Below are 11933 nucleotides of genomic sequence, written 5' to 3'. Positions count from 1 at the left end.
CAATTCCGGATCAGATGTCGAGCGTGTGGTCGCGCTCCCACTGGGTGAAGTGGGAAGCATAGGAATTCCATTCCTGCTGCTTGAGCTTTAGATAGGCCGACGAGAATTCCTCACCCAGCGCCGCCTTGAGCGATTTGTCGTTGTCAAACTCGCGCAACGCGTCGAGCAGGTTGAGCGGCAGCTTCGGCGCGCCCTCGACCGTATGGCCGAACTGGTACATGTCGATATCGTAGCGCCGGCCGGGGTCGGCCTTCGAGCGGACGCCGTCAAGGCCGGCGGCGATGATCACCGCCTGCAGCAGATACGGGTTTGCCGCGCCGTCCGGCAGGCGCAGCTCGAAGCGGCCGGGGCCGGGCACGCGCACCATGTGGGTGCGGTTGTTGCCGGTCCAGGTCACCGTGTTCGGCGCCCAGGTGGCGCCGGAGATGGTGCGCGGTGCGTTGATGCGCTTGTAGGAATTGACCGTCGGGTTGGTGATGGCGGCAAGCGCGGACGCATGTTTCATAATGCCGCCGAGGAAATTCCTGCCCTTGGCCGACAGGCCGAGCTCCATCGCATTGTCGGCAAAGACATTGGTCTTGCCGTCTTTGTCCCACACCGAGATATGCGCATGGCAGCCATTGCCGGTCAGGCCCTGGAAGGGTTTAGGCATGAAGGTTGCGCGCAGGCCGTGCTTTTCGGCGACCGATTTCACCATGAATTTGAAGAAGGAATGCTTGTCGGCGGTCGCCAGCGCATCGTCGAAGGCCCAGTTCATCTCGAACTGGCCGTTGGCGTCCTCGTGGTCGTTCTGGTAGGCGCCCCAGCCGAGCGCCAGCATGTGGTCGCAGATCTCGGCGATCACGTCGTAGCGGCGCATCACCGCCTGCTGGTCGTAGCAGGGCTTCGACGCCGTGTCATATTCGTCGGAAATCGTCTTGCCATCCGGCGAGATCAGGAAGAATTCGGCCTCGACGCCGGTCTTGATGTGCATGCCGTCGCCAGCAGCCTCCGCGATCAACCGCTTCAGCGTGTTGCGCGGCGCCTGCTCGACCGATTTGTCGTCCATGATGCAGTTGGCGGCGACCCAGGCGACCTCCGGCTTCCAAGGCAACTGGATCACCGAGGCCGGATCCGGCACCGCCAGCATGTCGGGATGCGCCGGCGTCAGATCGAGCCAGGTGGCAAAGCCGGCAAAGCCGGCACCGTCCCGCTGCATGTCGGCGATCGCCTGCGCCGGCACCAGCTTGGCGCGTTGTCCACCGAACAGGTCGGTGTAGGATATCATGAAATATTTGACGCCCTTTTCCTTGGCGAAGGCGGCGAGATCGTTCCCCATTATAGTTCCTCGCTTACTGGCATTTGGTTTGTCTTAGAAGCCGTTCTTGCCCGGTATCCAGTTGGTGCCGGCCAGCGGCACGCCGGCCATGGCGGCGGCTTCGATCGTCAAGGCCACAAGATCCTCGGGCTCGAGATTGTGCAGGCTGTTTTTGCCGCAGGCGCGGGCGATTGTCTGAGCCTCAAGTGTCATCACCTTAAGATAATTCGCCAGCCGTCGGCCGGCCGCGATCGGATCGACCCGTTTCATTAGCTCGGGATCCTGCGTGGTGATGCCGGCCGGGTCGCGACCCTCATGCCAGTCGTCATAGGCGCCGGCGGTGGTGCCGAGCTCGTTGTATTCCGCCTCCCAGCGCGGGTCGTTGTCGCCGAGCGCGACAAGCGCTGCCGTGCCGATCGACACCGCATCGACGCCGAGCGCCAGCGCCTTGGCGACGTCGGCGCCGTTGCGGATACCGCCGGAGACGATCAGCTGCACCTTGCGGTGCATGCCGAGGTCCTGCAGCGCCTGCACGGCCGGCCTGATGCAGGCAAGCGTAGGCTGGCCGACATTTTCAATGAACACTTCCTGGGTCGCCGCAGTGCCGCCCTGCATGCCGTCGACGACGACGACATCGGCGCCCGATTTCACCGCAAGCGCGGTGTCGTAATAGGGCCGCGCGCCGCCGACCTTGACGTAGATCGGCTTTTCCCAGTCGGTGATCTCGCGCAGTTCGAGGATCTTGATCTCGAGGTCGTCCGGCCCGGTCCAGTCGGGGTGGCGCGAGGCCGAGCGCTGGTCGATGCCTTTCGGCAGCGTGCGCATTTCGGCGACGCGGTCGGAGATCTTCTGGCCGAGCAGCATGCCGCCGCCGCCTGGCTTGGCGCCCTGGCCGACGACCACTTCGATCGCGTCGGCGCGGCGCAGGTCGCGCGGGTTCATGCCGTAGCGTGACGGCAGATACTGGTAGACCAGCGTCTTCGAATGGCCGCGCTCTTCCTCGGTCATGCCGCCGTCGCCGGTCGTCGTCGAGGTGCCGGACAGCGTCGCGCCGCGGCCAAGCGCTTCCTTCGCCGGGCCGGACAGCGAGCCGAAGCTCATGCCGGCAATAGTGATCGGGATTTTCAGTTCGATCGGTTTTTTCGCATAGCGCGAGCCGAGCACGACGCTGGTGTCGCAGCGCTCGCGATAGCCTTCGAGCGGGTAGCGCGAGATCGAGGCACCGAGGAACAGAAGGTCGTCGAAATGCGGCAGCTTGCGCTTAGCGCCGGCGCCGCGGATGTCATAGATGCCGGTCGCCGCGGCGCGGCGGATCTCGGAAAGCGTGTAGTCGTCGAAGGTCGCGGATTTGCGCGGCGTCGTCGGCGGGTTGCGATAGGTCATTGAGCCTCAATACGCGTCGGCGTTGTCGATATTGAAATTGTAGAGGGTACGAGCCGAGCCATAACGCTTGAACTCCGCCGCCTTGACGCCGGTCACACCGGCGCGGTCGAGCAAGCCTTGCAGCAATTCGAGATGCTCGGGCCGCATCTCCTTGGCGATGCAGTCGGCGCCGAGGCTTTCGACCTTGCCGCGCACGAAAAGCCGCGCCTCGTAGATGGAATCGCCGAGCGCATCGCCGGCGTCGCCCAGCACCACGAGGTTGCCGGACTGCGCCATGAAGGCCGACATGTGGCCGATATTACCATGGACGACGATGTCGATGCCTTTCATCGAGATGCCGCAGCGCGACGACGCGTTGCCTTCGATGACGAGCAACCCGCCCCGGCCGGTGGCGCCGGCATACTGGCTGGCATCGCCTTTGACGACGATCTGGCCGGACATCATGTTCTCGCCGACGCCGGGCCCGGCCGAGCCATGCACGGTGATGGTGCCGCCGTCGTTCATGCCGCCGCAATAATAGCCGACGCTGCCGCGCACATCGATGGCGACCGGCTGGTCGACGCCGACGGCGACCGAATGGCTGCCTCGCGGGTGGAGCACCTCCCAGGCGGTCTCGTTCGAACCGGGCGCCAGATCGTGCAGCGCTTGGTTGAGCTCGCGCAGCGACATTTCGGCCAGATCGAAGACCCGTGATGCATGGCCCGGCTCGCGAGCCGCCTTGGAGAGGTTAATTGCCGGCATTGGTTCAATGCTCCCAAAAATAGACGGTTGCGGGCTCGGGTTCCCAGACCTTCGCATTGTCTATGCCGGGCAGTTTGGTGAGCGCACGATATTCCGAGCCGAAGGCGACATACTGGTCGGTTTCGGCCATTACGGCGGGCTTGCAGGCGATCGGGTCGCGCACCACGCCGAAGCCGTTCTTGGTGCCGACGACGAAGGTGAAAAACCCGTCGAGATCACTCAGCGTGCCTTCCAGCGCCTCGCCGAGGTTCTTGCCATGCGCCATCTGCGAGGAGAGATAGGCGGCAGCGACCTCGGTGTCGTTCTCGGTCTCGAATGTCATGCCTTCGCGGATCAGCTCGCGGCGGACATTGTTGTGGTTGGACAGCGAGCCATTATGGACCAGGCACTGGTCGGCGCCGGTCGAGAACGGATGCGCGCCCATCGTCGTCACCGCCGATTCGGTCGCCATGCGGGTATGGCCGATGCCGTGCGTGCCGGTCATCTCGCGGACGCCGAAACGGTCGACGACCGCTTCGGGCAAGCCGACTTCCTTGTAGATTTCGACGACGTCGCCGGCGCCCATGATGCGGATGTCGGGGCGCAGCGCCTGGATCGTCTCGCGTGCTTCGTCGATCTTGGCAGGCGTCGTCCGGACCACGGCATGCGTCGACTTCGCAGCAATGCTCACCGGCGCGCCGATTGCCTTGGCGAGTTCGGCGTCGAGGCTGCGGAAATCGCGCTCCGGCTTGGCCGACTGGATGGTGATCTTGGCTTCATTGGAGGGCGCGCCATAGATGGCGATGCCGGCGCTGTCGGGACCGCGATCGCTGAGCGAGATCAGCATCTCCGACAGCATCGCGCCAAGCTGGGGCTCGAGCGACTTGTCCTTCAAAAACAGTCCGACGATTCCGCACATGTCAGCCTCCGCGAGTTTGTTCCCTCCGAGATGTATCGAATGAGTCCCGGGAATTCAATTGGTATGAAAAAAATTTTCCTGTCGTTATATATCGGCTGAGGCGCCGCCGGCCGCACTATCGCTGCGCTGGCCGCCATTGTGAACCCATTTGGCATAGCGGATGCGGGCGATCTTGTAGGCATCCAGGATCGACAGGGCATAGATCAGGAAGCCGCCGGCATGGCGTCCGACGAAGCTGGCGTCGGGCGGCGCGATCTTGGCGGTGACCCAGGCGAGGATCACCATGAAGAACAGGAATTGTAGGCCGCGCACCGGCACGCCGAGCACGACATGCCCGCTCGCCGGCAAAACGATCGCAGCGCCCAGAACCAGATAGGGGCTCGGTGGTGCGGGGGAGGTGGTGATCTGGCTGGTCATGCCGCTTGCCGTTCGCTTTGATTGATGGCATCGCGCAGCGCCGAAGCCGACGACAGCAGCCTCTCGATCAGCACCGGATCGAGCCTGACCGTGCCGAATTCGGCTTGCCGGAATACGCCGTAGCGCGCCCGCTCGGCCTCGGCCAGCAGCCAGACGATGCGCACGCCGTTCGGCGTGATCAGCAATTCCTTGGCGCGCTCCTCGGCAAAGACATCGAGGTGGCCGGCGATGATGGCTTCGGGGAAGCGCACGCCCTTGCGGTCGCTCCGCAGCACCGCCTCGGCCGGAAACCCCGCCGCCTTCGGCAGCGGGTGGACGAGATGATCGAAATTGGAAAAAGTCGTCGGCGATCCCGGCCGCATCATCATATCGAAAGTGCCTGGTATCGCGACCTTTTCGGTGATCGAAACGCTAAGCCAGCGCGCCGGCAGCTTCCTGATCGCCAGCGTGTCGACGATGGTCCGCACCTGCACCCGCCGGCCGTTCCACGAGCCGGCGAAGGTGACGACGCCGGCAGTGCCGTCCGAGACGTTGGCCGCGTCGGGGACGACGACGCGGACGCCGGCTTCGTCGGCGGCAAGCCCGGTCGAAGCCTTGGCGCGGCTGGCCCGCGCAAGCCAGGCTATATGGAGGACGAGAGCCAGGGCAACCGCCCCGGCGAGCAATGCTGAGATCACCTAACGCACCTCGTCACGCAAATGCCCGCCCAGACCGGGCGCGCCGTCAGTAGCCCTGCGGCTTCGGCCACGGCATGGTGAACTGGGCGCCACGGCGCACGAATTTGTAGCGGTAGAAGTGGAACCACAGCGAGATCAGGAAGTAGAAGGCGACCATGGCGATCAGCTGCGAGCCGAAGCCGAGGAAGATCGCAAAGAAGGTGACGACGCAAAGGCAGAACAAGACGATCGCCGGCAGCGGATGGAACGGATGGGTGTAGCCGCGGCGGATCGAGCCGAGCGGCCACTTTTTCCTGAACATGATGATGTTGATGCTCATGAAAGTGTATTGCAGCACGCCCGACAGGATCGAGAAGGTGATCGCCTGGTTGAGGTCGGCGATGAAGGCGAAGGCGAGCGCGATCGGCAGCAGAAACAGGATCGAGCGATAGGGCGTGCGGTATTTCGGATGCACCGCCGAGAACCAGGTCGGCAGATAGCGGTCGCGGCCGAGCGAAAACCAGGCGCGCGCGGCGTCGTTGATGCAGCCATTGGCGGAGGCGAGCGCGGCAAGCAGCGTCGCGATGAACAACAGGTTCTCCAGCAGCGCACTGCCGGTCAGTTTGCCTGCATCCCACAGCGGATAATAGGTGATGCCGAGATATTCCCAGGGCATCATCGAGGCGCAGACATACCAGGTCATGGCGGCGGCGATCAGAAGCGTGATCATACCGGCCATCGTGCCGTAGGGCAGCGAGCGCGCCGGCGAGCGCACTTCCTCGGCGGCCTGCGTGGTGCCCTCGATGCCGAGATAATACCAGATGCCGAACTGGAAGGCGGCGATGACGCCGATCCAGCCGTAGGGCAGGGCGTTGCCCGGGGTCACCAACTCGTTGAGCTTGAGCACGGCGCCTTGCGTCCACGGGCTGACCGAGAAGAACAGGATGACGATCGAGACATAGGCGATGGCGGTGATGACGAAGTTGACGTTGAGCGTCATCAGCACGCCGCGATAGTTCAGCCATGCCAGCACGACGATTGTCGCGGCGATGAAGGAATTGTGGTTGAGGCCCTCGACGCCGGCCTTGGCGACGATGGTGTCGCCGAGCAGGATCGCGTCCGACACTTCGAGCATGGTGTAGGCAAAGACCAGGAACAGCGCGACGTTGAAGGCCATCAGCGGCCCGACAATGTGCTTGGCCTGCGCATATTGGCCGCCGGCGGCGGCAACCGTCGAGGTAACTTCGGAATCGATCATCGCGACCGAGGTGTAGAGCAGGCCGACGATCCAGCAGACGATCAGCGCCGCCAGCGCGCCGCCCTTGTCCGCCGCGAAATTCCAGCCGGTGAATTCGCCGACCAGAACGATGCCGACGCCGAGCGCCCATACATGGGCGGGGCCAAGCACCCTGAGCAGTGAAACCCTGTCGCCCTGCACTTGCACCGCTGGTTCAGCCGTGATCGTCATCGCTCAATCCCCCACTCAGATCCGGTGTTTTTCGGACACGGCTTCAAGTTCGCCTTCCCTGGACGAGGTCAGCATCTCTTCGGAATAGGTCGTGTCGATCTTGAACCAGTCGTAGAGCATCCACAGCGCGAGCACGATCGAGATGCCCCAGCATGCGTAAGAGAGTGCCACCCACATGACGATGCTTCCTATCTATTTGTCGCCGAACTTTTCGTCGATGACGTCGCGGTATTCGCGGTCCGATGCGCGGAACAGAAAGATGAAATAGCCGATCAGCACCGCCGCCATGATGATCAGCGTCGGCCAGTCGATGATGTAGTGGAACCGGTTCTGGATGATGTCGTGCGCGGTTTCCGGCGTGTAGCCGAGCTTTTCCCAGATCGAGGCCATGGTCGGGTTCTGGCCGAGCGCTTCCCACGTCTTGGCGTCGAGCGCGTCGATGGATTTTGCCGCCCCTGCCAGACCTAGTTTCAGCGGCAGCCACAGCGCAACGAAAATCGCGACCACGACGACGGCGATATCGAAAACCTGTCCGGCCTTGCTCTGTTCGGGCGGTGTATAGCGGGCCATGCGTCTCCCCCTCAGGACTTGCGGTTGCGGTAGGCGTCGGCGTTCTTGATGTCGAGGCCGTAGATGAAGTCCTTGTCTTCCTTGTAGTGGTTGACCATCGCCAGGATGGCGGCCGTGTTGAAGATCAGCACCGCGGCGGCGGCGACCGCGACGACGAGCTTGATGCCGGCGTCGGGGACGTATGGCCATGTCATGAACAGGACAAAGAGGATCGTCGCCCACAGGCAGACGATCAGGAGCACGGATCCACGCACGTCGGAACGGTACAACGCTTCCACGCGCTGTTGCAGGTCGGACATCGGCTTTCCCCTTTTTCAACGCCGGTCCAGATTGGCCGGTCATTGCCCTCTTTCAAGAGAGTGAAATTTTTTTCATAAAATCCGGCCGAATTGTGGAATTGTCAAGACGATTTTACGCGACGTTAACCGTTTGTTTGGGCGCGCCGGATTTGCCTGACAATGAAATTATTTGCTTACGGGTATTGCAGGCTCCCGGCGTTTGCGATCAATATTCAAGCCAACGCTCCCGCCTGTGTGCAGGGAGCAGGGGAAAGCAAAAAAGTTTCTTTCGAACGGAGGACAGCGGATGACGGCATCCTGGAGATTTTCGACGCTTGCGGACCGCCATCGCGCGCTCGGCTCGAAGCTCGAGGACTGGAGCGGCATGGGCACCGCCTGGACCTACGACAAGGACGCCGACGAAGAGTATATCGCCATCCGCACCAAGGCCGGCCTGATGGACGTGTCCGGCTTGAAGAAGGTCCACATCACCGGGCCGCACGCCTCGCACCTGATCGACCTGGCGACGACGCGCGACGTCGAAAAGATCTATCCCGGCAAGTCGGCCTATGCCTGCATGCTCAACGAGGCCGGCAAGTTCACCGACGACTGCATCCTCTACCGCACCGGCCCGAATTCCTGGATGGTCGTGCATGGCTCGGGCACCGGCCATGAAGAGTTGCAGCGCGCTTCCGTCGGTCGCGACGTGTCGCTGCGCTTCGACGACAATCTGCACGATCTTTCGCTGCAAGGCCCGACCGCCGTCGATTATCTGGCAAAGCATGTGCCCGGCATTCGCGACCTCAATTATTTCCACCACATGCAGACCCAGTTGTTCGGCTTTCCGGTGATGATCTCGCGCACCGGCTACACCGGCGAGCGCGGCTACGAGATCTTCTGCCGTGGCCAGGACGCCGGAACGATCTGGGACAGGATCCTCGACGAGGGCAAGAGTGCCGGCATCATCCCGTGCCGCTTCACCACGCTCGACATGCTGCGCGTCGAGAGCTACCTGCTGTTTTACCCCTACGACAATTCGCAGAAATACCCGTTCGAGAACGAAGGCCCCGGCGACACACTGTGGGAGCTTGGTCTCGACTTCACCGTCAGCCCCGGCAAGACGGGCTTTCGCGGTGCCGAGGAGCACTACCGCCTCAAGGGCAAGGAGCGCTTCAAGATCTTCGGCGTGCTGCTCGAAGGCAAGGAGCCGGCCGACGAGGGCGCGCCGGTCTATCGCGACGGCAAAAAGGTCGGCGTGGTGACCTGCGCCATGTATTCGCCGCTGGTCAAAAAATCGATGGGCATTGCCCGACTCGACGTCGACTGCGCGGTGCAGGGCACCAGGCTCGAGATCCGCAACAAGAGCGGCACCATCAGCGCAACCGCCGAGCCGCTTCCTTTCGATGATCCGAAGAAGACCAAGCGCACGGCGAAAGGCTGAGGCATACTGCGGGTATGGCAGCGAAAAGCATCATCAGTCGCCCGGTCTATGGGACCCTGTCTCCGCAGCCTGGCAAGCATCATCTTTTCATAGCGGATGCAGAGGGAGCGCTGGCGATTGCCGATCTGGCCGCCAAGGCACCGGCGGATTTCTTCGGTGGCGCCCACATCATCTTCATTCCCGGCCGCGACGGCAAATACGCCGATGCGCTCGAAGCCCTGAAGCCGGCACAGTTCTACCTCGGCCATTCCTTTGCCAGCGCCCTGCCGCGGCTGAAGCAGACGCTGGCCAACGCGCATATGGGACTCAGGCTCTATCTTGCCGGCACCGAGGGGCTGATCGGCCAGGCCATGCAGGCGGCGCTGGAAGCCGGCATCGACCACACCTCGGTTCAGACCGAGCATCGCGGCTCGCTGGCGCGCCGCATGCAGTGCGTCCACTGCAAGGGCATCACCGAGAACGTGACGACGCAGCCGGCAACCTGTTCGCATTGCGGCCTCTTGCTTCTGGTGCGCGATCACTATTCGCGGCGCCTCGCCGCCTTCCAGGGCGTCTGCATCAACGCCGAGGACCGCAGCGAAATTCCTCCGATCGAGGAGGTCTTTCGATGAGCACCGGCACCACCAAACTCGATGTCGTCGTCAGCGATGTCGTCCCGGTCAACGAGCTGGTGACGCGCTTTCATTTCCGCCGGCGCGACGGCGAGCTTTTGCCGACCTTCTCCGGCGGCGCCCATGTCGTCGTCGAGATGCGCGATGGCGAACGCACCAGGCTCAATCCCTATTCGCTAATGGGCTCGCCGCTCGACACCAGCGAATACACCATCTCGGTGCGCCGCGACGACGCCGGCCGCGGCGGCTCGCTGTTCATGCACAGGCAGGTCAGGCCGGGCACGGAGATGGTGGTCAGCTACCCCGTCAACCTGTTCTCGCTCGATCTGCGCGCCAGGAAGCATCTGATGCTGGCCGGTGGCATCGGCATCACCCCGTTCATGGCGCAGACCGCGCAGCTGGCGGCGGAAGGCGGCAATTTCGAATTGCACTACACCTGCCGCACCGCCTCGCTCGGCACCTATGCCGACCTGCTGAGAGAGCGCTACGATCGCCGGGTCAGGCTCTATCACGATGACCGCGACGAGCGCGTCGATCTCGACCGGCTGCTGTCGTCGCAGCCGCTCGGCACGCATCTCTATGTCTGCGGCCCGTCCGGCATGATCGACTGGGTGCGCGATCGCGCGGCTGCCTTAGGCTGGCCTGCCGAGACCGTGCATTTCGAGCATTTCGCGGCACCGCAGCCCGGCGCGCCCTTCGACGTGACGCTGGCGCTCAGCGGCAAGATCATCCGTGTCGACGAGCAGCAGAGCCTGCTCGAGGCGATCGAGGCGGCCGGGGTCGATCCGCCCTATCTCTGCCGCGGCGGCGTCTGCGGCCAGTGCGAGACCAACGTCATTTCGCATGACGGCAAATTCATCCACAACGACCACTGGCTGAGCGAGGAAGACCACCGTTCGGGCTGCAAGATCATGCCCTGCGTCTCGCGCTTCGAGGGCAGGTCGCTGGTGCTGGAAAGATAGGAGGCGAGCTTGGGCATCACCTTTCGTAAGGAAACCTTCCGCGACGACTTCACGTTCAGGAACAGCCCCGAGCACATCAGGCGGTTCCCGTTCCCGTTCCATGAAGACAGCTACATGTATGCCGTCAACATCGAGCCGCATGTCGTCGGGCCGAAGGGCAGCGTGCTGGAGAATTTGATCGACGTCGACGAGCACTATGTCGCCGAGATGCAGGACCGCGCTTTGGTGCTGGCCGAGGATCCGCTGCGCTGCCAGTCGCTGCCGCACATGACGCTGGCCGGCTGGGATCTGCTCGAGCTTTTGATGGAGCAGCAGGCGCTGGGCTATCCCGAGCATTTCACGCTGACGCGCCATGGCGACCGCTGGCGCTGGATCAACCGGCCGCTCGGCATCGACGACAGCTTCACATTCGGCGACGTCTCGACGCTGCCCTATGGGCCGATGGAATACATCACCCGCCAGAGCCAGGGCGATTTCTGCATTCTCGACCAGCGCGACGGCAATCTGTGGATGGATGCCGGCATGGTCACCACCCAGGCCGACTGGTCGCTCGATTTCGACATCGGCATGAACTTCTTCGAATGGCACGCGCCGGTGCCGCTGGCGCATGAGAAGGGCATCTTCGTCCGGGCGCTGAAATTCCTCACCAACATCCAGCAGGGCAAGCCGGCGCGCCGGCTGAACTGGACGATGACAATCAATCCTCGCCTCGATACCAGCCCGGAAAATTATCACAAATGGGGTCCGGACCGGACCACGGTGACGCCCAAAAACGTCGGCGACAAGGTCCATCTGCGCGTCGAGCTGCAGAGCTTCTGGCGGCTGCCGCGCTCGAATGCGATCGTCTTCCCGATCCGCTGCTACCTGATCAAGATGGACGAGCTGGTGACGCAGCCGAAATGGGCAAGGCGCCTGCACCGCGTCATCCGCGACCTTCCCGACGAACTCGCCAACTACAAAGGCCTGACGCGCTACCGCGCGACGCTGGTCGAATGGCTGTCGAAGCTGGATGACGGCAGTGCGACATCGCCGGGGTTCGGGCCGGATTGAGGTTCTGTTTGCGAGGTTCGCGCTGCCCGTCAAGCTGCCAATCTCCCCCCAAGGGGGGTGTTTGGACCGGAGACATCGCGAACAGGTGTGCGAGGACATCGCGAACAGTGCTCCATGCTATCTCTCGACGAGGTTGAGGTCGATGGTTTGGATTTTCTGAT

14 protein-coding genes are annotated in these 11933 nt (G+C 63.1%); 4 read left to right on the top strand and 10 right to left on the bottom strand.

Annotation, left to right across the window (positions count from 1 at the left end):
- Positions 1 to 10: 10 nt before the first annotated feature.
- The 10 genes from glnT to NKJ81_RS26385 all read right to left on the bottom strand — a co-directional run bounded on the left by glnT (position 11) and on the right by NKJ81_RS26385 (position 7729).
- A complete protein-coding gene (gene glnT, locus NKJ81_RS26430; protein WP_023673983.1) occupies positions 11 to 1318 on the bottom strand; it encodes a type III glutamate--ammonia ligase in 1308 nt (435 codons plus the stop codon).
- Between the two features lie 33 nt (positions 1319 to 1351).
- The gene (locus tag NKJ81_RS26425; RefSeq protein WP_023673984.1) at positions 1352 to 2680 is read right to left on the bottom strand and encodes an FMN-binding glutamate synthase family protein; all 1329 of its coding nucleotides are present in this window, start codon (positions 2678 to 2680) and stop codon (positions 1352 to 1354) included.
- A 6-nt stretch (positions 2681 to 2686) separates the two neighbouring features.
- A complete protein-coding gene (locus tag NKJ81_RS26420; protein ID WP_352453795.1) occupies positions 2687 to 3421 on the bottom strand; it encodes a GltB/FmdC/FwdC-like GXGXG domain-containing protein in 735 nt (244 codons plus the stop codon).
- Positions 3422 to 3425: 4 nt separating this feature from the next.
- The gene (locus NKJ81_RS26415; RefSeq protein ID WP_352542208.1) at positions 3426 to 4319 is read right to left on the bottom strand and encodes a class II glutamine amidotransferase; all 894 of its coding nucleotides are present in this window, start codon (positions 4317 to 4319) and stop codon (positions 3426 to 3428) included.
- A gap of 84 nt (positions 4320 to 4403) precedes the next feature.
- Positions 4404 to 4736 (bottom strand): hypothetical protein, encoded by a 333-nt coding sequence (locus NKJ81_RS26410; protein WP_352542207.1) that lies wholly within the window; start codon positions 4734 to 4736, stop codon positions 4404 to 4406.
- A complete protein-coding gene (locus tag NKJ81_RS26405; RefSeq protein WP_352542206.1) occupies positions 4733 to 5413 on the bottom strand; it encodes a hypothetical protein in 681 nt (226 codons plus the stop codon). The genes NKJ81_RS26410 and NKJ81_RS26405 overlap by 4 nt, the downstream gene beginning before the upstream one ends.
- A gap of 46 nt (positions 5414 to 5459) precedes the next feature.
- Positions 5460 to 6860, bottom strand: coding sequence for an APC family permease (locus NKJ81_RS26400; protein WP_352472309.1), 1401 nt, complete (start codon positions 6858 to 6860; stop codon positions 5460 to 5462).
- 15 nt (positions 6861 to 6875) lie between these two features.
- Positions 6876 to 7037 (bottom strand): hypothetical protein, encoded by a 162-nt coding sequence (locus NKJ81_RS26395; protein WP_023673991.1) that lies wholly within the window; start codon positions 7035 to 7037, stop codon positions 6876 to 6878.
- Between the two features lie 15 nt (positions 7038 to 7052).
- Positions 7053 to 7430 carry a hypothetical protein gene (locus tag NKJ81_RS26390; protein ID WP_023673992.1) on the bottom strand — a complete coding sequence of 126 codons (378 nt, stop codon included), beginning with the start codon at positions 7428 to 7430 and terminating at the stop codon, positions 7053 to 7055.
- Positions 7431 to 7441: 11 nt separating this feature from the next.
- The gene (locus tag NKJ81_RS26385; protein WP_352472310.1) at positions 7442 to 7729 is read right to left on the bottom strand and encodes a hypothetical protein; all 288 of its coding nucleotides are present in this window, start codon (positions 7727 to 7729) and stop codon (positions 7442 to 7444) included.
- A 286-nt stretch (positions 7730 to 8015) separates the two neighbouring features.
- Between NKJ81_RS26385 and NKJ81_RS26380 the strand changes: the two genes are divergently transcribed.
- The 4 genes from NKJ81_RS26380 to NKJ81_RS26365 are packed head-to-tail and all read left to right on the top strand — an operon-like array spanning position 8016 to position 11772.
- Positions 8016 to 9149 (top strand): aminomethyl transferase family protein, encoded by a 1134-nt coding sequence (locus NKJ81_RS26380; RefSeq protein WP_352542205.1) that lies wholly within the window; start codon positions 8016 to 8018, stop codon positions 9147 to 9149.
- A gap of 14 nt (positions 9150 to 9163) precedes the next feature.
- A complete protein-coding gene (locus NKJ81_RS26375; RefSeq protein WP_352542204.1) occupies positions 9164 to 9760 on the top strand; it encodes a dimethylamine monooxygenase subunit DmmA family protein in 597 nt (198 codons plus the stop codon).
- A complete protein-coding gene (locus tag NKJ81_RS26370) occupies positions 9757 to 10722 on the top strand; it encodes a PDR/VanB family oxidoreductase (protein ID WP_352542203.1) in 966 nt (321 codons plus the stop codon). The genes NKJ81_RS26375 and NKJ81_RS26370 overlap by 4 nt, the downstream gene beginning before the upstream one ends.
- A 9-nt stretch (positions 10723 to 10731) precedes the next feature.
- Entirely contained in the window at positions 10732 to 11772 is a 1041-nt protein-coding gene (locus NKJ81_RS26365) for a heme-dependent oxidative N-demethylase family protein (protein WP_352502038.1), read from the top strand.
- Positions 11773 to 11933: the final 161 nt, after the last annotated feature.

The sequence above is a fragment of the Mesorhizobium sp. M0018 genome (assembly GCF_040323955.1).
GTDB lineage: Bacteria > Pseudomonadota > Alphaproteobacteria > Rhizobiales > Rhizobiaceae > Mesorhizobium.
The sequence above is the reverse complement of the archived record's forward strand: the minus strand, read 5'-3'. Positions and strand labels throughout refer to the sequence as shown.